Source organism: Streptomyces sp. NPDC091972 (genome assembly GCF_044756385.1).
In the GTDB taxonomy this organism is placed as follows: Bacteria; Actinomycetota; Actinomycetes; order Streptomycetales; family Streptomycetaceae; genus Streptomyces.
The window spans coordinates 1-19,000 of sequence record NZ_JBIVSV010000014.1; the positions used below are offsets into that span (position 1 = coordinate 1).

18 protein-coding genes and 1 pseudogene are annotated in these 19,000 nt (G+C 71.0%); 10 read left to right on the plus strand and 9 right to left on the minus strand.

Going from position 1 to position 19,000, the window contains the following annotated elements:
- The 4 genes and pseudogenes from ACIQJT_RS33010 to ACIQJT_RS33025 form a co-directional block, all read left to right on the plus strand.
- Positions 1-105 (plus strand): annotated as a pseudogene (locus ACIQJT_RS33010) (sugar phosphate isomerase/epimerase); the annotation flags it as partial.
- 474 nt (positions 106-579) lie between these two features.
- Positions 580-1,731 (plus strand): inositol-3-phosphate synthase, encoded by a 1,152-nt coding sequence (locus ACIQJT_RS33015; protein WP_402649491.1) that lies wholly within the window; start codon positions 580-582, stop codon positions 1,729-1,731.
- 306 nt (positions 1,732-2,037) lie between these two features.
- Positions 2,038-3,201, plus strand: a complete 1,164-nt coding sequence (locus tag ACIQJT_RS33020; RefSeq protein WP_402649492.1) for a sugar phosphate isomerase/epimerase family protein — start codon at positions 2,038-2,040, stop codon at positions 3,199-3,201.
- A gap of 143 nt (positions 3,202-3,344) precedes the next feature.
- Entirely contained in the window at positions 3,345-5,465 is a 2,121-nt protein-coding gene (locus ACIQJT_RS33025; protein WP_402649493.1) for a PQQ-dependent sugar dehydrogenase, read from the plus strand.
- Between the two features lie 92 nt (positions 5,466-5,557).
- Here the strand turns inward: ACIQJT_RS33025 and ACIQJT_RS33030 are convergent, their stop codons facing one another.
- Positions 5,558-6,499, minus strand: a complete 942-nt coding sequence (locus ACIQJT_RS33030; protein WP_402649494.1) for a LysR family transcriptional regulator — start codon at positions 6,497-6,499, stop codon at positions 5,558-5,560.
- A gap of 173 nt (positions 6,500-6,672) precedes the next feature.
- Here ACIQJT_RS33030 and ACIQJT_RS33035 point away from each other — a divergent pair, with 173 nt between their 5' ends.
- Positions 6,673-7,725, plus strand: coding sequence for an ArsR/SmtB family transcription factor (locus tag ACIQJT_RS33035; protein ID WP_402649495.1), 1,053 nt, complete (start codon positions 6,673-6,675; stop codon positions 7,723-7,725).
- A gap of 69 nt (positions 7,726-7,794) precedes the next feature.
- Here the strand turns inward: ACIQJT_RS33035 and ACIQJT_RS33040 are convergent, their stop codons facing one another.
- The 4 genes from ACIQJT_RS33040 to ACIQJT_RS33055 form a co-directional block, all read right to left on the minus strand.
- Positions 7,795-8,400: a dihydrofolate reductase family protein gene (locus tag ACIQJT_RS33040; protein WP_365460148.1), complete on the minus strand. Its 606-nt coding sequence runs from the start codon at positions 8,398-8,400 to the stop codon at positions 7,795-7,797.
- Positions 8,401-8,551: 151 nt separating this feature from the next.
- Positions 8,552-9,676: an NAD(P)/FAD-dependent oxidoreductase gene (locus ACIQJT_RS33045; RefSeq protein WP_402649496.1), complete on the minus strand. Its 1,125-nt coding sequence runs from the start codon at positions 9,674-9,676 to the stop codon at positions 8,552-8,554.
- Positions 9,677-9,782: 106 nt separating this feature from the next.
- Positions 9,783-9,983, minus strand: a complete 201-nt coding sequence (locus ACIQJT_RS33050; RefSeq protein WP_365460145.1) for a hypothetical protein — start codon at positions 9,981-9,983, stop codon at positions 9,783-9,785.
- Between the two features lie 182 nt (positions 9,984-10,165).
- A complete protein-coding gene (locus ACIQJT_RS33055; RefSeq protein ID WP_402649497.1) occupies positions 10,166-10,771 on the minus strand; it encodes a TIGR03086 family metal-binding protein in 606 nt (201 codons plus the stop codon).
- Positions 10,772-10,960: 189 nt separating this feature from the next.
- Here ACIQJT_RS33055 and ACIQJT_RS33060 point away from each other — a divergent pair, with 189 nt between their 5' ends.
- From ACIQJT_RS33060 to ACIQJT_RS33075, 4 genes are all read left to right on the plus strand, one after another.
- Positions 10,961-11,791 carry a PP2C family protein-serine/threonine phosphatase gene (locus ACIQJT_RS33060; protein ID WP_402649498.1) on the plus strand — a complete coding sequence of 277 codons (831 nt, stop codon included), beginning with the start codon at positions 10,961-10,963 and terminating at the stop codon, positions 11,789-11,791.
- Between the two features lie 50 nt (positions 11,792-11,841).
- Positions 11,842-12,873: an MASE1 domain-containing protein gene (locus ACIQJT_RS33065; RefSeq protein ID WP_402649499.1), complete on the plus strand. Its 1,032-nt coding sequence runs from the start codon at positions 11,842-11,844 to the stop codon at positions 12,871-12,873.
- 135 nt (positions 12,874-13,008) lie between these two features.
- Positions 13,009-13,245, plus strand: a complete 237-nt coding sequence (locus tag ACIQJT_RS33070) for a DUF2945 domain-containing protein (RefSeq protein ID WP_053849053.1) — start codon at positions 13,009-13,011, stop codon at positions 13,243-13,245.
- A 9-nt stretch (positions 13,246-13,254) separates the two neighbouring features.
- Positions 13,255-13,731 (plus strand): MSMEG_6728 family protein, encoded by a 477-nt coding sequence (locus ACIQJT_RS33075; RefSeq protein ID WP_402649500.1) that lies wholly within the window; start codon positions 13,255-13,257, stop codon positions 13,729-13,731.
- 51 nt (positions 13,732-13,782) lie between these two features.
- Here the strand turns inward: ACIQJT_RS33075 and ACIQJT_RS33080 are convergent, their stop codons facing one another.
- On the minus strand, positions 13,783-15,210 hold the full coding sequence (locus ACIQJT_RS33080; RefSeq protein ID WP_402649501.1) for a cellulose binding domain-containing protein: 1,428 nt from the start codon (positions 15,208-15,210) through the stop codon (positions 13,783-13,785).
- 54 nt (positions 15,211-15,264) lie between these two features.
- A complete protein-coding gene (locus ACIQJT_RS33085) occupies positions 15,265-16,779 on the minus strand; it encodes a beta-N-acetylhexosaminidase (RefSeq protein WP_402649502.1) in 1,515 nt (504 codons plus the stop codon).
- 550 nt (positions 16,780-17,329) lie between these two features.
- Between ACIQJT_RS33085 and ACIQJT_RS33090 the strand changes: the two genes are divergently transcribed.
- A complete protein-coding gene (locus ACIQJT_RS33090; protein WP_402649503.1) occupies positions 17,330-18,169 on the plus strand; it encodes a GntR family transcriptional regulator in 840 nt (279 codons plus the stop codon).
- Between the two features lie 81 nt (positions 18,170-18,250).
- On the opposite strand, the gene ACIQJT_RS33095 is transcribed toward ACIQJT_RS33090, so the two are convergent.
- Entirely contained in the window at positions 18,251-18,457 is a 207-nt protein-coding gene (locus ACIQJT_RS33095) for a hypothetical protein (protein WP_402649504.1), read from the minus strand.
- 183 nt (positions 18,458-18,640) lie between these two features.
- Positions 18,641-18,874 carry a hypothetical protein gene (locus ACIQJT_RS33100; protein WP_402649505.1) on the minus strand — a complete coding sequence of 78 codons (234 nt, stop codon included), beginning with the start codon at positions 18,872-18,874 and terminating at the stop codon, positions 18,641-18,643.
- Positions 18,875-19,000: the final 126 nt, after the last annotated feature.

A 19,000-nucleotide genomic window follows, 5' to 3' on the forward strand; every position in this document is an offset into this window, starting at 1 on the left:
GACCGCCTCCAGGGCGCACCCGAGGCACTGAACCGGCTCAAGAAGTTCGACTTCGACCCGCCCTCGGCCTCCTTCGACGCCGCCTTCGCAGGCAAGGACAGGTAGGCCCCCGACAGCAAGAGGCCCCAACCGGCCCGGTGTTGACAAACCGTGACGGAAAGTCGCCGGGCTGGTCCGCGCTGCCCTCGTTCACCTTTGTCCTGATCCTGGAAGAAGTTCGTCGTTTCGCTGCGCAAGGGGTTCCGGCCACGGACGAACGGGGTTACGGTCCCTTCGTGCACAGGAACCACACAGTGGCTGGAAACTGACGACCCGTCCGGTTCGTTCAGCGCAACCTCGTTCGCCCGACCGACAGAGGACGACCCCGCACAGCGCAGGACCAGGAACCCTCAGGCACCGCGCACTTCCCGGCGGCGGCCCACTGCCGCCCCTCGCACGCCGCGACCGCACGCGTCACGGAGCAGACCTCCGGGCCGCGGTCAAAGCCGTCCCCATGCCGACGGCGGGCGGGAGCCCCTCGCGCCCCAGCCCACCGTCCGCCAACCGCATCGGAACACCGACATGGCAGGGAGGCAGCCCGTGAACACCGACGGCAACGCATCGGAGCCCCGGACCGGCGGGCCGACCGCACGCACCGGCGTCTGGTTCGTCGGTGCCCGCGGGTCGGTGGCCACGACCGCCGTCACCGGATGCGCCGCGGTCACCGCCGGACTGCGGCCGCCGACCGGCATGGTGACCGAGACCGCCCCCTTCGACGGCACCGGCCTGCCGCCCCTGTCCTCGTTGGTCTTCGGCGGCCACGACACCGCGCACTGTCCGCTGCCCAAGCGGGCCGAGCACCTCACCGACGCGGGTGTCCTGCCGCACGGGCTCGTCCCCGCGGTGCGCGCCGAACTCCGGGCCGCGGACGAGGAGATACGGTTCGGCGGCCCGTCCCCGGGCGACACGCGCAGCGACGAGGAACTCATCGCGGACTTCGCGGCCGACCTCACCTCGTTCCGCGTGCGCAACGCCCTGGAACGGGTGGTCGTCGTCAACGTCGCCTCCACCGAGCCGCTGCCCGCGCCCGACGCGGTACGCCTGCCTCCCAGCTCCCTCTACGCGGCCGCCGCCGTGCGAGCCGGCTGCCCCTACGTCAACTTCACGCCCTCCACCGGACTGCGCACACCTGCCCTCACGGAGGCCGCCGCAGCCGGCGCACTGCCGCACGCGGGCCGCGACGGCAAGACCGGCCAGACCTTGTTGCGGGCCGTGCTCGCCCCGATGTTCGTCCAGCGCGCCCTGACGGTCCGGGCCTGGTCCGGCACCAATCTGCTGGGCGGCGGCGACGGTGCGTCCCTCGCCGACCCGGCCGCGGCCGCGGCGAAGAACGCCGGCAAGGAACGCGTCCTGGCCGACACCCTCGGGCACACACCGCAGGGCGAGGTGCACATCGACGACGTACCCGCCCTCGGCGACTGGAAGACCGCCTGGGACCACATCGCCTTCGACGGCTTCCTCGGCACCCGCATGACCCTCCAGACCACCTGGCAGGGCTGCGACTCGGCCCTGGCCGCACCCCTCGTCCTGGACCTGGCCCGCCTGACCGCCCGCGCCCACGAGGCGGGGCTCTCCGGACCGCTCACGGAGCTGGGCTTCTACTTCAAGGACCCCGACGGGGGACCGGCGGGTCTGTCGGAACAGTTCACGGCACTGCTGTCGTTCGCCGACCGCCTGCGGGAGGCGCGGTGATCTGCTCCCTACCCTGTGACCGCGCCGGGGGCCGGCACCGAGGGCCCGCGCGCTGGTGCGGCACGGGCGTCGCACCTGAGCGGCCCGCGACGACCTCCACCTCGATCCGTCCTCCGTTCGCGGCAGCCACGGCCGCTTCCCCACGAGCGACGACCGTCCGCTCGTCCAGTTGCCCACCCCCCGCGCAGTATCCGGCCGTGCAGCGGCCACCGAAGTGAAGTTCCTTCCCCTGCGGCTCACCGGCCCGGCCGGAGGCGAGAGCCGCAAGGCACCCGCAGCACCGCGACGACGAAAGCGAGAACCACTGTGACCGCGTTCAACGACGAAGCCGTCACCGGCGACACCCTGCGCCGCGCACTCGGCGTCAGCCGCCGCCGCTTCCTCAGCACGTGCACGGCCGTCACCGGGGCGGCGATCGCGGCCCCCGTCTTCGGCGCCGCGCCCGCGCTGGCCCAGGACAGATCACAGGCCGCCGGCCACGACCACGGCCGTTCCGCGCTGGTCCCTCCGCACAAGCGCGGCATCATCCTCTACACCGTCCGGGACGCCATCGGCCGCGACCCGCTCGCCTCCGACCTGCCGTCCGGCTTCCGCGAGGTGTTCAGGCAGTTGTCGCGCTTCGGCTACCGGCAGGTGGAGTTCGCCGGCTACGGCCAGCACGCCAACGCGCCCGGCGGCGCCGATCTGGGCACGGTCCAGGGCGCGAAGCTGCTGCGCTCCTGGCTCGACGAGTACGGGCTGCGGGCGCAGGGCAGCCACGGCTACATCCCGCCGTCCTGGCCGCTGACCCCGGCCGACCGGGACACCTTCAAGCGTTGGCTGGAGATCGCCAACATCATCGGCATGGACCACATGGGCACCGGCGCCGACCCCACCAACACCCCCTACCGGGCCGACTGGGACGTGGCCGCCGAGAAGTGGAACACGCTGGGCGCCATCGCGCGCCGCGAGGGCATCAAGCTCTACACCCACAACCACGACAGCGCCTACGACTTCCTGCTCGACGGCGGCCCGCTCGACGCGCAGGGCCGGCCGACCCGCAGCTCCGGCATCCGCAAGCTGGAGTACTTCCTGAAGGTGACCGACCGCAAGAGCGTCTACCTGGAGCTGGACGTCTTCTGGGCGCACGTGGCCCAGTACAAGTTCCACACGTACACCGCCCATGACGGCTCGCAGCGCGAGCGCGTCTTCGACCCGGCCGCACTCGTCGAGCGCAACAGCACCCGGTTCCCGCTCTTCCACGCCAAGGACGGCGTGGTCAACCCGCAGAGCGGGATGGGCTACGACATGGTGCCGTTCGGCACGGGCGACATCGACTACCGGCGCTTCTTCACCCGGGTGGGGGCGAAGAACTACCGCAACCCGATGGTCGAGCAGGACAACGCGCCCAGCACGACCGTGCCCGGCCAGTCCCTGGACTTCGCCCGCATCGGCTACCAGAACCTCGCGGCCCTGCGTGCCCGCCGCTGACGTGACGTCACTCGGCCTTCCCACCGGCACGCTCCACTGCCCGACGTACTGAGCACGTCCGGCTCTCGACCCGCCTCCACCCTGCAGCGGCCGGCGGCCGCGGACCCTCTGCGCGGCCGCCGACCAGACCGAAGGAGTTCTGAGTGCGCAACAGACGGATCGTCACCCTCCTGGGGGCCGCCACCCTGGCCGGAGCCGTCGGGCTCCTGCCCCTCTCCCCGGCGCAGGCCGCCAAACCGGACCCCGCACCGCCGGCCTCGGCGAACTTCCAGAAGGTGACCCTCAACGACCGCCCGGGCGAGCCCATGGCCCTCGCCGTCCTCCCCGACCGCCGGGTGCTGCACACGGCGCGCACCGGAGAGGTCCGCATCCACGACCCCAAGAGCGGTGTGAACTTCCTCGCTGCCGACATGAAGAAGAGCCCCGCGGGGCTCTACCAGCACGACGAGGAAGGCGTCCAGGGCATCGCCGTCGACCCCGGCTTCGCCAAGAACCACTGGGTGTACCTCTACTACTCGCCCCGCCTCGACACCCCCATGGACGACCCGGCCACCCCGGGGGTCAACGAAGGGGACGCACCGCAGTTCGGCACGGACGCGGACTTCGCCAAGTACAAGGGCGTCACCCGGCTGTCGCGGTTCAAGCTGGTGGGCAACAAGCTCGACTTCGCCACCGAGCAGAAGGTCATCGACGTACCGGCGGACCGCGGCATCTGCTGTCACGTCGGCGGCAAGATCGACTTCGACCGCAAGGGCACCCTCTTCCTGTCGACCGGCGACGACTCCAACCCGTTCTCCTCCGACGGCTACGCCCCGCTCGACGACCGCCCCGACCGCAACCCGGCCTACGACGCGCGGCGCACTGCGGGCAACACCAACGACCTGCGCGGCAAGGTCCTGCGCATCCAGGTCAAGCCCGGCGGCGGGTACCAGATACCGCGCGGCAACCTCTTCGCGCCGGGCACCCCGAAGACCCGCCCCGAGATCTACGCCATGGGCCTGCGCAACCCGTTCCGCTTCGGGGTCGACGACAAGACCGGCGAGGTCTACGTCGGCGACTACTCGCCCGACGCCAACACCGCCAACCCGGGCCGCGGCCCCGCCGGCCACGGACGCTGGATGGTCATCGACCGCCCCGCCAACTACGGCTGGCCGTACTGCGTGACACAGGACATGCCGTACCAGGACTACGACTTCGCCACCCAGAAGTCGAGCGGCGCCTTCGACTGCGCCAAGCCCGTCAACGACTCGCGCCACAACACCGGCCGCAGCGTGCTGCCCCCGGTCGAGGACGCGGAGATCGTGTACGGCTACGGGGCCTCGGCGGAGTTCCCGGAGCTCGGCACGGGCGGCATCGGCCCCATGGGCGGCCCGGTGTACCAGTACGACAAGCGCAACAAGGCCCAGAACCGCTGGCCCCAGTACTTCGACGGCAAGCCGCTCTTCTACGAGTGGACCCGTGACCAGATGAAGGCCATCACCCTCGGCAAGCAGAACCAGGTCCTCAAGATCGAGGACGCCGTCCCCACGATCAAGACGGACGGCCCGATCGACGCCGAGTTCGGCCCGGACGGCGCGCTGTACGTCCTGGAGTACGGCACCGGCTACTTCGCGGAGCTGCCCGAGGCCCAGCTCTCCCGCATCGACTTCACCCGGGGCAACCGCACCCCGGAGCCCAAGGTCGCCGCGGACGTGGTCAACGGCACCAGCCCGCTGACCGTCCGGTTCTCCAGCGCCGGCACGACGGACGCCGACGGCGACGCCCTGCGCTACGCCTGGGACTTCGACGCGAACGGCACGGTCGACTCCAGGGAGGCGAACCCGACGCACACGTTCACCGAGAACGCCGTCTACGACGCCACCCTGAAGGTCACCGACAGCACCGGGCGTTCGGCGTCCGCGTCCGTCCCCGTCGTCGTCGGCAACAAGGCACCGGTCGTCTCCCTCACCACCGACCCGGCCCCGCACGGCGGCACCCCGTTCCACTGGGGTGACACGGTCACCTGGCAGGTCACCGTCACCGACGACCAGCCGGTGGACTGCGCCAAGGTCACCGTCTCGTTCATCCTCGGCCACGACTCGCACGGTCACCCGCTGTCGACGAGCAACGGCTGCTCCGGATCGTTCAAGACGTTCGTGGACGGCGGTCACTCCGGTTCGGACAACCTCAAGGCGGTCTTCAACGCCTCCTACACCGACACGCCCCCGGACGGCCTGCCGTCCCTGTCGGGCAGCGCCGAGGTCGCCCTGACACCGGCCGACTGACCGGCGACGACCGCACCGCGACGGGGCGCCCGCTTGGGGCGCCCCGTCGTCGTGCGAGCACACCGCAATCGGTGCCCCTTCCGCAGAGCGGCTCAGGGGGACGGCGGGTCCTGCCGGCGGGCCGCGGACATCGCGGCGGTCGCGGCCTCACGCACGGCCCGCACCGTCGGACGGTCACGGTGCTCGGCCGGCCAGCCGAGCGCCGACACCGTCGGGGACAGATCCACCACGTCGACGTAGCGCACCCCCGGGCGTGGGAAGAGGCCGCGGGCCGCCGCCGGCAGGAAGCACATGCCCTGTCCCGTGGCGACCGTGTGCAGCAGCCCCTCCATGTCGGACACCACGGGGCCGTAGCGCACCCGCCTGCCGTCCGGCCGCGGGTCCACGGCCCAGAAGTCCCACCACACGCGGGGCACTTCAGGGGGTACGTCCACGAAGACCCGGTCGCGGAGGTCGGCGAGGGAGATCTCGGACCGTCGTGCCAGCGGGTCGTCGGCGGACAGGCAGGCTATGCGCGGCTCGGTGGCCAGTTCCAGCACTTCGACGCCCTCGGGCACGGGCGGCCGGAGGAAGGCGACATCGATGTCGCCGGAGAGCAACCGGGTCAGATGCTCGGCGAAGCCGAGCGTGCGGATCTCCACGGTGAGTGCCGGATGCAGTGTGCGCAGGTGCTCGAGGACCGCGTGGGTGTAGGGCATGGCGGCCTCCGCGCCGACCGTCCCGACCACCACGTGCGCGGACAGTGTGCGGGCCCACTGGCCGGCGCGGACCCGCAGCCGGTCCATCGCCTCCACGGTCGCCCGCGCCTCTGCGGCCAGCGCGCGGCCCGCGTCGGTGAGCGTGACGCTGCGGCTGTCGCGTGTGAACAGCGGAACGCCCAGCCGCTTCTCCAGCTCCTGGACCTGGCGGCTCAGCGTCGGCTGGGTTATGTGCAACCGGGCGGCGGCCCTGCCGAAGTGCAGGTCCTCGCCCAGCGCCAGGAAGAGCCGCAGCTGGTGCAGGCTCGGCTCCGCCGTTCCCTCCGGATCAGGCACCGCGCACGTCCTTAACCTGCGGCCATAGCGGCCCCTGCATCGATCGGGCCCCATATTCTCATCGCCCGCGCACCGTTGGACGGATCTTCTCCATGCCACTCTGGACAACTACCGCACCGCCCGGAATGACCACCGGCACGGTCGGAGCAGCAAGGGCAATCGGGGGAGAGACGATGCTGCGCATTCACTTCACAGCCGCGGACCTGGCGCGCGTCCACCTGGCTCGGGAACCGGACCCGGTGTGGGAGACGCTGCTGAGCCTGCACCACATGAGCACGCCGAGACAAGGCCTGCCCGTCTTCGCCCACTGGCGGCGCACCGCGCGGGCCGGACTGGCCGCGAAGGGACTGGGAGGACCGGCGAGAATGCTCTCCGTCCTCGCCCCGGCGTCGGCGAGCTACTGGCCCGATTTCCTGACACCCGGCGCCTCGGCCGACGGCCTGGAGGCCGCGGTGGAGGAACTGCGCGCCACTCCCCGGTCACGGCTGCGCAAGGAACTGGACCGGATGGCCGGCGTCCACAGCCTGCCGCGCTGGGCGCACGAACTGGGCGCGGGCGACCGGACGTTGATGGAGGAGGTCGCCACGGCGTTCCGCTTGGTGCACCGCACCATCGTGGCGCCGGACTGGGCCGGGACGGACAGGACCACCGAGGCCGACCGGGCCCTGCGCACGCGCACGCTGCGCGATCGCGGTGTCCACGGACTGCTGAACTCCTTCCGTCCGCTGATGGTCTGGCGCCCTCCCGTGCTGCACGTGCGCTATCCGGTGGACCGCGATCTGCACCTCGGCGGACGAGGTGTCCGGCTGATCCCGTCGCACTTCTGCTGGAACACACCTATCGCCCTGGCCGACCCCACCCTGCCGCAGGTCCTCGCCTACCCCGTCGCCCATCCCGCGACCTGGGCGCCGGAGGTCACCCGCGACCGGCGCGCCGAGGCCCTGGCCACCCTGCTCGGCCGGACCCGGGCCCGGGTACTGGCCTGCCTGGACACCACCGCGACCACCGGTGAGATCGCCCGCCGTCTGGGCATCTCGGCTCCGTCGGCCAGCGAGCACGTGGCCGCCCTGCGGGAGGTGGACCTCGCGCACAGCCGGCGCGACGGCACCCATGTCGTCCACACCCTCACCCCGCTGGGTGCCGCCCTGCTCAGCGGTGATCTGCCGACGCAGCGGCGGGCCGCCCCGGGCAGCTCCTCACTCCTCAGCCCGGCGGTCCGGCGGTGAAGGGCCGCTCGCGGCCGGCCCGCACGAACGGGTCGGCCGAGCCCACCGCGGCCGGCGGACGGGTCGGTGTCACGCGGGGGCGCCGAGCGGCGGGTGCTCGAGGACCCGGGGCTTGTACTCGACCAGCTGGATGCGGCCGTCGAAGGTGCGGTGCTCGGTCATCTCGAGGGCCACGTCCGGATAGCCGTCGTAGATGCGTTCCTGGCCCGTGGCACCGGTGATCACCGGGAACATCACGACCCGGAAGCGGTCGACGAGTCCGGCCCGCAGCAGGGACCGGCACAGGCTGAGGCTGCCGATCGTGCTGAGGAGTCCCGTGCCACCCGACTTCATGGCGCGGACCGCCTCGACGGCGTCGTCGCGGACGAGCGTGCAGTTGGCCCAAGTCAGTGGCTCCTCGAGAGTGGAGGAGAACACCACCTTGGACGCTTGCGTGAGCTCGTCGACGGACGCCTCCTCCTCGGGCCGGAACTCGTCCTGGCCCTCCGGGACCTCGCCCGCGGCGAAGCCCGACATCAGGCGGTAGGTGTTCGCTCCCATGAGGTAGGTGGCCTTGGGCTGCTCGCCGAGCCACGCGAGGTACTCCGGTCCCTCGAGGCCCCAGAACCCGGGCCACCCCTCTCCTGACGCGTAGCCGTCGAGGGAGGTGATGAAGTCGACGAGAAGCTCCGACATGGCGGTGTCCTTTCCTGGGGTGTCACGAGCTTGGACCGGCCGGGAGCCGCAAACTCATCGGCCACGCTGTGGGGTGACGGGAAAACCCCATGGGGCCGCACTCCCCGGGGACGGCGAGCCGCGGGCCGCCCTGGTCGCGCTCACCCGACCGTCACGCGGGGAACCGCTCCGGGCGGAAGTCCGCCAGCAGCTCGTCTCTGTTCCCGCTGAGGATCTCCGATGCGAGCAGTCGGCCGATGACCGGCCCGAGCGTGATGCCGCTGTGGGAGACGGCCTCGTAGTAACCCGGCACGGACGGCACCGCTCCCACCGAGGGGAATCCGTCGGCGGGGATCGGCCGCTGCGCCACTCGTGTCCGCGCGATGCGGGAACTGCTCAGCTCCGGTACGACCCGACGGGCCAGCTCATGCAGTCGCCGACCGAGCTGCGCCGGGTCCTCGCCGGTGTCGATGAGTGCGTCGGTCTCGCGGCTGTGAAGGACCATCGAGGTGTCCCCGTCGGGACGGATCTCGATGCGGGGCGCGTGCAGGGGGCGGCGGACAGGGACCGGAGCACAGTCGATCCGGGTGATGACGCCGGGTTCGCGGCGCATCGGCAAGTGCCGGGCGAGGAGCCCGGCGACGTGGGAGGCACCGGGGCCCGCCGCGTTCACGACGATGTCCACGTCGAGACGGTTGCCGTCGGAGAGAACAACTGTCCGGACGCTCCCGTCGCCACCGGTGCGGATGTCACGGACCGCTCTGCCGGACCGGAGCTCGGCGCCGGACGCAACAGCCCGGTCCACCAGGCGGCCGACGAGACGACGTCCGTGCACCCAGGCTTCGTCCGGGTAGAACAGGACCGGAACGTCGCCGGGAATCGGGACGTCGGGCTCCAGGCGTCGGCGCACCTCGGCGCCCGTGCAGACCTCGACCCGGTACCCCCAGTCAGTCAGCAGTTCGGCTGTCTCCAGGACCTTCGCCCGTGCTGCGGGATCGTCCGACCAACGCAGGTGGCCGCTGGGATACCACCACGAGTCCGGCCCGATGATCCCGGCGAGTTCGCGGTGGGCCGCCAACCCGGCGACGTTCAGGTCGAAGTAGGACTTGCGAACCGTCTTGTTGCTGGCGTTGACCCACGAGAAGGACCAGTCGGTGACGCCTTCGCCCGGCCGGCCCGCGTCGATGAGGATCACTTCGGCGCCTTGCCGGGACAGGTTCCAGCCCACGGAGGCTCCGAGGATGCCCACTCCGATGACAGCAACACGGTGCGGGTGCCGCACGGACCTGATCCCCACGAAGACCTCCCCGAGCACGGGCGAACTTCCGTTGCCCCTATGCAAGCACCGGTCGTCGCTCGCCGGAACCGCATGACCGAGGCCGGTGAAGCCCGGCGGGGGTCGCTTACTGGTAACAGCCCCCCACGCACAGCACGGTGAGGGTGCCCGCGTTGTCGGTCGGCGTCGACTTGATGTGGTGTGGGGTGACTGAGGGAGTCCTGCTGGTCTCCCAGGGCATGGGTGCGGCCACGGCCTGCGGGGCGAGGGCGGTGAGGGCGGCGACGGTCGTGAGCACGACGGCGACTGCGTGCTTGGGTCGAGGCACGTGGACTCCTTGATCAACAATGTGCAAACCGCTGACCCGGTTCTCCCCGGGGCAGGAGCGAGTATTCACGGCGGCGGAGCCTTTGGCCATCAATTCCGTTTCAGTCGAAATGACCGGGCCCTTCGGCGCGGAGCGGATCTGCCGGCCGCCGTACTGATGTGTCCCGAGGCCCTGTCATCGCCTCAAGAGGCGCTCCAGTGAGGGTCGCGGCCGAGATAGCGCAGGAGTAGCGCCTCGTCGTCGTCGCCTTGCTGAGGATCCAGGGCCGCGGCGTACGCGCCGTAGGAACGCAGCGGCTCGACGATCTCCCTGGCGACCTTGAGGAGGGGACGGGCCAGCTCCGGCGTGAGCGGCGACGGCCCGCCCGTCGCCAGGGCGATGTCCCAGGCGTGGACCGCCGCGTCCAGCCCGCACGCTGCCGACCCGGACCACGGGGACATCTTGTGCGGCGGCACCGGAGTGGGCACCTCGGTGGCGTCCCGGTCGACCCCCGCCCATGCCTTGGCCGCTCGTGCCAGGGCGTCCCCCAGGAACGCCGTCGGGTCCACCCCCTCCATCTCGCCCGACGGGGCGAACGGGTCGAAGCCGGGGCCGGGTTCGCCGGTGAGCGCGGCGGCGAAGCCGATCTGGTCGCCGACGGCGTGCTGAAGGACTTGGGCGACGGTCCACTCCGTGGAGGGTGTCGGAAGGTCCCAGCCGTCGGCCGGGACGGCGCGGACCGCCGTGCGCAGTGCTTCGTGGGAGGCGTCAAGGACGTCCCAACCGCTGGAGAACATGTCATCGTTCATCGCGAGCCCCCGTTCGTGATGCCGTCACAGGGTCGAAGCCTGGCGCCATGCGTCCACTCCCGGCAAGGGGCGGCCGGCATCCTCGGCGGACTCGTCGCGGCTGAACGCTCCCGGAAGTTCCGTTACCATGCGATATGGATGATTTTGGGCTAGTGCCCCAAAAAGGATGAACATCCTTCGGAGTGGCGCATGTCCCGCAAGAGCCCCGCATACGACGGCGACGAGCTGCTGGCCAGACTCAGCTCGCTGACCTCGCGGGCGCGTGAGTACGCGGAGCTGCAGCGCTCCCAGGTCGAACTGGCCATCGCCCTGCAGCGCGACATGCTGCCCGCGGAGATGCCCACGGCACCCCGCTACCACCTGGCCGTACGCTACGCACCGGCCTGTCACGGCCTCAACGTGGGCGGGGACTGGTACGACGCCTTCCACCTGCCGGACGGCCGGATCGGGCTGTCCATCGGGGACGTCCAGGGCCACAACATCGAGGCCGCCGCCTTCATGGGGCAGGTACGCGTCGGCCTGCGCGCCCTCGCCTCCGTGACGAGTGAACCCGGCGAGGTCCTCGCGCGGACGAACGACCTCCTCCTGTCCCTGGGCACGGATCTGTTCGCCACGTGCACCTTCCTGCGCCTCGACCCGGCAACCGGGGTGCTGGAGAGCGCACGCGCCGGGCACATCCCCTTCGTCTGGGCGACGGCGGACGGGAAGAGCGGGGTCGGCAGTGACGAGGGCGGCCCGCCGCTGGGTGTCGCGGCCGGCGTGACCTACCCCGTCACCTGTTACCGGCTCACCACGGGTGGCGTGCTCGTCCTGCTCACGGACGGCGTGGTGGAGGGGCCGTCCATGGAGGTCGGCCAGGGCCTGGACCAGGTGGTACGACTCGCCGGCATCGCCGCCGTGGCCGGCATGGACGCCGGAGCGCTCGCCACCGCCGTGATGCGGGGCGCGGACCAGGTGGGACACGAGGACGACGCCGCCGTTCTCGTCGTCGGCTACGAAGGGGCCCAGACTCAGCCGTAGGGCGGCACACGCCCCCTCCCGCCTCGCCGGAACGCCGACCCGGGTGTCTGATGGCTGGTGTGGTGGGTAACGAGAATCTGCGCCGGAACGGCGTCTTCGCCCTCCAGACTCTGACCGTCACCGGCTGTTACTACGTCGCCGGACGGCTCGGACTCCTGTGGAACCTCGCCGTCGAAGGCGCGGTGTTCACCCCCATCTGGCCACCGACCGGAGTCGCGGTGGCCGGCCTGCTGATCTTCGGGCTGCGTGTCTGGCCCGGCATCGCGCTCGGCGTCCTCCTCGTCATCGTCCACCTCACCTCGCTCAAGCCCGAGGTCCTCGGCAACCTGGCCGGCAACACGGCCGCGCCCGTCTGCGCGTACCTCATGCTGCGGGCGGTGGGCTTCCGAACCGATCTGAGCCGGTTGCGGGACGGCCTGGCCCTGGTGTTCCTCGGGGCCCTGACCGGCATGCTGATCAGCGCCACGGTGGGCGTCGGCATGCTCGTGCTCGCCGACCGGCTGCACACCCACAGCTTCTGGGGGGTGTGGCTGGCGTGGTGGGTGGGCGACGCGATGGGCGTTCTGATCGTCACGCCGCTTCTGCTGTGGCTGTACGAGGCACGATGGCCACCGCGCCTGTCACGCTGGCCGGAAGCCACCGCACTGGTCGCCGTCACCTGCGGCGTCGTGCCGCTGGTCACCCACAGCAGTCTCAGCGTGCTGTTCCTCATCTACCCCCTGCTGATCTGGGCCGCCCTCCGCTTCCAGCTCATCGGCAGCATGCTCTGCGCCCTCGTCACGTCCATCATCGCCACCGCCGCCGCAACGGAGGAAGCAGGCCCTTTCGAAGGCCTGACCCGCGTCGAGGTGATGATCAAACTCCAGGCGTTCAACGGCACCATCGCCCTCACCGCCCTGCTGCTCTCCGCCGTGATCACCGAGCAGCGCAACACGCGACGCTCGGTGGAACGAGCCTGCCAGGAGCTTGTCGAGGTCCTCGAACATCTCACGGCGGGTGATGCGCCACGGGCGCGGCCGAACCGGCCGGAGAAGGAGGCCGGCGACGGGTCACGGCAGGAAAGGCTGGGGCGAGGAGAGTGACCGCATCCGAGCAGCACTTCTGTGCCGAAGCAATGGTCATGACGCGCATCATGACGCGCATCCAGACGTGCGGAAGGGTCATGCGCGCCGCCTGCACCTCCCAGCCGCGAGCCACCACGTAACGGAGGAACCGCGATGACCAAGAAGGCGAAGGGCAAGAGCCGGAGCAAGAAGCTCACGCAGGGCGACGAGGTCACCTGGAAGAGCCACGGCAGCACCGCCGAGGGCAAGGTCGTCCGCAAGGTCACCCGGCGCACCGAGGCCGCGGGACGCACCGTGGACGCGTCACCGGACGAACCGCAGTACGAGGTGCGCAGCGACAAGTCCGGCAACACGGCGGTCCACAAGCCGTCCGCGCTGCGGAAGAAGTGAGCGGGCCGGATGCAGACCTTCCTGCCCCATCCGGACTTCCACCGGACCGCCCTGCTGCTGGACCGGCGCCGACTGGGCAAGCAGCGGGTCGAGGCTCTGCAGGTCCTGCGCGGCCTGACGGTGCCGGGATACGGCTGGCGCCGGCATCCGGCCGTACGGATGTGGGTGGGATACGAGGAGGCACTCGTACGGTACGGCCTGGAGATCTGCCGGGTCTGGCGCGAACAGGGGCATCAGGACAGCTGCGCCGCCTCGCTGGTGGCCGGGCTGGCGGCCTTGCGTCCCGGCGCCCCGGTCCGCGACCAGTCGGCTCTGGCGGCCGCGGACGAGCTGCCGCCGTGGCACGGCGACGAGGCCTTCCACGAGAGTCATCGCGCGGCGCTGGTCCGCAAGGACCCGGAGGTGTACCGCGAGCTGTTTCCCGGCGTACCCGACGACCTTCCCTATGTGTGGCCCGCGTCCGACCGAGAGGTACAACCGAGCTGAGGGTGCCGGAGCCGGCGATCCGCCGGGCCCCGGCACCGTGGGGAAGAGAGGTCAGCCGGCGGGGACGTCGTCGTGGAACGTCGTGCCCGCGCTGCGGTACGCCGCCACCTTGGAGGCGACCTGTGCCGGTGTGAGGACCTGGTCCTTGACGTGCAGTACGTAGTCGACCTGCTCGTCGTAGGCGCGCGGGGTGCTGCTGGTCAGGCCGCCGAAGTCGATCAGCCACTGGTTGAAGTTGATGGACATGGGCCGTTCGGGCAGGTACGCGGCGTCATGGGTGCCGAAGAGCCGGCCGTCGACGTAGTACTTGATGCTGCTGTTGTCGATGGTCAGCACCAGGTCGTGCCAGCCGGTGTAGCTCTGGCGGCTCTCGCTGTGCTGGTTGACCGCCACCCAGGGATCGGCCTGGTAGGTCTCCCAGGACGTGGTGTAGAGGATGTTGGACGGCTCGCCCCAGCCGCCGTTGGGCAGGTACTCGAAGTCGTACTCGGCGTAGTCGTCCGCCAGGGGGGCCTTGAGGTCGTTGATGGTGAAGAAGGTCTGGACGAGGTGGTCGCCGTCCGGCCCGGACTTGGGTGCGTCGTTGAACCTGACGCGGGCCGCGTAGGTCCCGTTCTTGAACTTCATCGACTTGGTGAGGATCTCGGTCTGCTCGGTGCTCGCTCCGGTGCCGGCGGTCGAGGTCTCCAGGTTCATGATGGAGTTGCCGCCGGCGGCGGAGAAGGTGATGTTCTCGGGAGCCCAGGTGGCGCCGGAGACACCGGGGCCACCGGAGTTGGAGCGCACGCTCCAGCCGTTCGCCGAGATCCTCGGGTCGGTGTGGCTGGTGTAGTTGAAGTCGTCGAACAGCGTGGCGCCGCCGGTCGGAGGGTCGGTGGGCGGGTCCGTGGGCGGGTTCGTCGGGTCGTTGCCCGCGGGGGCCTGGCCCCACAGGGTGGTGCCGGCCAGTTGGGCCGTGACCTTGGACCAGTCGGCGTACGAGGTCTGGGAGGCGCCGAAGGAGTAGTCGTCGCTCTGGTTCAGCGGTGCCCACGTCGACTGGTAGAAGCGCAGTTGCATGTCACCGGTGTCGGCGCCGGGCGCCAGGGAGCCGGCTCCGGAGGTGAAGCCGATCTCCAGGTAACGGTCCGCCGTGGCGGTGGGGTTGGCGAGAGTACCGAAGGTGCCCGTGATGTTGGCGCAGCCCTTGACGGCCCAGGAACAGGCGAAGCGGTAGGTCGCGTTCGCCGAGTCCGCCTTGAAGTAGTAGCGGAGCTTGACGCCTTGCAGGGACACGCTGTCGGTGCCGGTGTTCTTGACCTTGAACCAGGGTTCCGCCTGGTCCGCGCGGGCCCCGGAGGCGCTGGTCCGGTACTGGACGCTCAGGCCGTCGGCGGCCGCGTTCGCGGTGGCCGGGAGTGCGGTGAGCGCGGCGGCGCCCATGCCGACCGCGATGGCGGCGGCCGCTGTGGCGCGCAGCCGGTTCGTTGTGGATCTCATCGTCGTTCCCTCCAGAAAGGTGGGGGTGATTCCCGGAACGGGACAGGGCGTGCGTCAGGGGTGGTGCGGGATGCCGAGCGCGTCGAGCCGGGCGGTGTGGTCGCCGAGACGGGACTCGAAGTCGGTCCAGTCGGTCGGCCCGCTCCAGCCGCGGTCGGCGAGGGCACACAGGCGCGGGTAGGTCAGGTACTCGATGTGCGCGGGGGTGGTGACGAACTCGGTCCACAGCTGTGCCTGCGTGCCGAGCACCCGCCCGGCCGCCTCGGCGTCCGCCTCCGCCGGGACGGGGTCGTGGGCGTGGACGGTGCGCAGGTCCACGGCGGCTCCGGGCTGGGCGGGCGGCTCATGGGGGTCGTCGGAGCGGGCGTAGTCGAGATAGGTGGCCCGGTGGTACGCGTTGACCACGGGGTGGCCGCGGCGGGCGGCCGCCAGTGTGTGGGCGGCGTCGCGCCAGGTCATCACGGTGAAGTCCAGGGGCAGTTCGGCGCCGGGCTCGGACCACGCGACCGGGCGCCGTCCGTTGCGGACGAGGAAGTCGCCGATCTCTCCGAGGAACCAGCCGTGCAGTGCCTGAGCGTTCACCAGGCCTTCCGCCGCCACGCGTTGCCGCGCGGTGGCGCTGTGGGTCCACTCGGCGGTGGGGCACTCCTCGCCGCCGATGTGGATGTACGGCGAGGGGAAGACGTCCATGACCTCGTCGAGGACGGTGCGGCAGAAGTCGAGGGCTTCGTCGTGGACACCGAGAACGGTGTCGCACACGCCCCAGCGCGTCCAGACGTCGAGGGTGCGCTCGGGGTGGTTGCCGAGTGCGGGATAGGCGGCGAGCGCGGCCCGCACGTGGCCGGGCATCTCCAGTTCCGGGAGGACGGTGACTCCGCGGGCGGCCGCGTACCGGACCAGGTCGGCGAGTTCGGACCGGGTGTAGGACCCGCCGTGCGGGGTGCCGTCGTACGAGCCGGTCCCGGCCGGGCCTCGCTGGGTCTCGGCGCGGTGGCCGCCGATCTCGGTGAGCTTGGGGTAGGCGGCGACCGGCATGCGCCACCCCTGGTCGTCGGTGAGGTGCAGGTGGAACACGCTGATCTTGTGCAGCGCCAGCAGGTCGACGTAGCGGCGCAGATAGGACACGGGCTGGAAGTGGCGGGCCACGTCGAGCATCGCGCCGCGCCAGGGGTGGTGGGGGACGTCGATGATGTCGGCGCAGGGCAGCGTCCACGCGGTATCGGTCTGCGGGGTCCCGGACAGGGCCTGCGCGGGCAGGAGTTGACGGATCGTCTGGATGCCGCGCAGCAGACCGGTGGGGTGTGCGGCTCGCAGCACTACCGCGTCGGGGGTCACGGTGAGCGCGTATCCCTCGTCGCCGAGTCGGCCGTGCGTGGGATCGAGGGCGAGGGTGACGGGCCCGTCGGGGGAGGGACGCAGAGGCAACCCGGTGGCCGGGGCGAGAAGGGAGCGCAGCAGGTCGGCGGCCGGTTCGGTGCCTGCGCCGAGGCGGACGGCGGTGTGGTGGTCGAGCGTGAAGTGGCCGGGTGGGAAGGCGGCCGTGGTGGGGCGGGGGATCAGGGCGGGCATGCGTCGCCTCCAAGACGGGGCGGCCGGGGTGTGCGGGTCGGCTCCTGACTGCGCCGGCCCGCGAGCCGGAGGAACGGGTGCTGCGGCGGTGTATCAGGCGGACGAACGGCGTGTGCGGGAGCGGTGTGGGCCTTCTGCGAGGGCCCGGTGTGAGTGCCGGAGGGACAGCGGCTGGGCGAGGTATCTGAGCCGGAGCCGGCGGGGTGGGGGGAGCTGCACGGTTTCACCTCCGGGGGACACCGTCTGGGTCTGGCCATCTGACCAGTGAGGTGCACTGGTCAGTTCGCCTGTTGAGGTGAGGAAGAAGGTGGCATAGACCAATTGCGTCGTCAACCCCCGTGGCAGACAAGGGTTTTGCCGGGAAGGGCAGCCAATACGCTGACGATCTCTGCTGGTCTGCGGCTACACTTCGGTGGCTGAGACGGAGAAGGTACTGCCTTACCACTGGTCAACTGGTCAGGCCGAGGGCTGAGCGCCGGGGCTGACGACACAGGGCAGACGGCTCGGGGCTGAGGGGGCAGGGCTCAGGGCTCAGGTCGAGGGGGAACGCATGAAGGCCGACGCACCTGGTGCGGTGCTCAAGCGCGAGCGGGTCCGCGACTTCCTCCTCGACCTTGTGGAGTCCCACCGCCCCGGGGACGCGATCCCCTCCGAGCGTGCTCTGTGCGCCCAGCTGGAAGTGTCCCGCCCGACCCTGCGCGCGGCGGTGGACGAACTCGTCGCCGCGGGCCTGCTGGTGCGCGAACACGGGCGGGGCATGTTCGTCGCACCCGAGAAGATCACTCAGGAACTCGTCTCCGCCGAGCAGTCCATGACCGTGCCCCAGGCCGCGGGGGCCTGGTCGAGCCGCCTGCTGGAGTTCGTCACCATTCCGGCCGGCGCGCGCGTGGGCCGCAAGCTGCGGATCTCACCCGCCGCCGAGATCGTGTACGTCGCGCGGCTGCGCCTGGTCGACGGCGCCCCGATGGCCATCGAGCACCTGCACATCAAGGCCGAGCTGGTCCCCGCGCTGTCCGCGGAGGAACTGGAGGCCGGCGACCTCTACGAGCACCTGCGCCGGCAGCACGGCGTGCACGTCCGGGAGGCGGTGCAGGCGATCGAGCCGACCGTCGTCACCCGTGCCGAAGCGGAACTCCTCGACGTCCCCGAGCTGTCCCCGGCGCTGCTCTTCGAGCGGCTCACCTCCGACACCAGGGGCCAGCCCGTCGAATACGTCCACTCCGTCTACCGCGGTGACCGCTACCGGATCGTCTCCCGGCTCACCCTCGGCCCCACGGCTACCGCACCGGCCGACCGGCTGGGACACCACCCGGGCATCCCCCCGGGCGACTTCGCCCACCGGGACGCCATCGCGTCCTCGACGCGGGGGGACGTTCAGGCGGGGTCGTGAGGTGGGACGGCCTGCCCGGCAGAGCGCTGTCGCCGCCGCCAGGGGTGGCGGGGAAGGCGCCCCTCAGGGGGCTTCAAGCCGTCAGGGTGCGCCGCCAGGCTCGACGCCTGGTGGGAGTCCGTGGACTCCGAGGGCGGTGACGGAGCCGTCCTCGATCAGTGGTGGGCAGATGCTCCAGTCGGCGGCGATGCGCATCACGTCGTGTTCGGTCGGCATGGCGTCGTGCCAGGCGTCGCATTCGGCGTCCCCCCAGTCCTGCCGGACCTCTTCGCGCCCGACCAGCCCCACGCCGAGCCGCCTTTCGACGGCAGTGGGCTCTCCGAGACGCAGAGGAACTTCACCGCTCATCCCGATGTAGCAGTAGGCGCGGGTCAGTTCACCGGCTTCGACCTTGGCCCACGCGTGGTACTCGCTGACACGGTCGGTGCCGAAGTACTGGAGGTCCCCGAGGCGCGCGGCCAGTGTCCGCAGCTAGGTGGGAAAGTCCGGGCGCGTGGGGTCGGTCTCGTGCGTCAGATGGATCCTGCCGTGGGCGAGGGTCCACTCAGGGACGGGGCTGGCCACGAAGACCCCTTGCCGGTAGGCGAGTTCGGTGCCGGTTGTCCAGTCGACGGGCTGCCGGTGCCGCAGGTCGAGGGCATCGGCGACCTCTTCCGGCCCGGCGTCGCGCACCGCGAGCCATGACGTCTTGAAGCCGAAGGACATGAACCCTCCTACCGTGGTGTCCGCGGACCAGGCGGGATCATCGCAGACGGCACGGACAGCCGCGGTGTGGTTGGAATTGTGCTCAGGGGCGGGTCGGGTCGGGGCGGTCGTGGTCGGCGGTCGGTC

Coding starts and splice junctions, on each gene's coding strand:
- ACIQJT_RS33060 (WP_402649498.1), top strand. CDS start 10,961: ATGTCCCGCAAGAGCCCCGCATACGACGGCGACGAGCTGCTGGCCAGA.
- ACIQJT_RS33055 (WP_402649497.1), bottom strand. CDS start 10,771: ATGAACGATGACATGTTCTCCAGCGGTTGGGACGTCCTTGACGCCTCC.
- ACIQJT_RS33075 (WP_402649500.1), top strand. CDS start 13,255: ATGCAGACCTTCCTGCCCCATCCGGACTTCCACCGGACCGCCCTGCTG.
- ACIQJT_RS33035 (WP_402649495.1), top strand. CDS start 6,673: ATGCTGCGCATTCACTTCACAGCCGCGGACCTGGCGCGCGTCCACCTG.
- ACIQJT_RS33090 (WP_402649503.1), top strand. CDS start 17,330: ATGAAGGCCGACGCACCTGGTGCGGTGCTCAAGCGCGAGCGGGTCCGC.
- ACIQJT_RS33065 (WP_402649499.1), top strand. CDS start 11,842: ATGGCTGGTGTGGTGGGTAACGAGAATCTGCGCCGGAACGGCGTCTTC.
- ACIQJT_RS33085 (WP_402649502.1), bottom strand. CDS start 16,779: ATGCCCGCCCTGATCCCCCGCCCCACCACGGCCGCCTTCCCACCCGGC.
- ACIQJT_RS33100 (WP_402649505.1), bottom strand. CDS start 18,874: ATGTCCTTCGGCTTCAAGACGTCATGGCTCGCGGTGCGCGACGCCGGG.
- ACIQJT_RS33040 (WP_365460148.1), bottom strand. CDS start 8,400: ATGTCGGAGCTTCTCGTCGACTTCATCACCTCCCTCGACGGCTACGCG.
- ACIQJT_RS33080 (WP_402649501.1), bottom strand. CDS start 15,210: ATGAGATCCACAACGAACCGGCTGCGCGCCACAGCGGCCGCCGCCATC.
- ACIQJT_RS33070 (WP_053849053.1), top strand. CDS start 13,009: ATGACCAAGAAGGCGAAGGGCAAGAGCCGGAGCAAGAAGCTCACGCAG.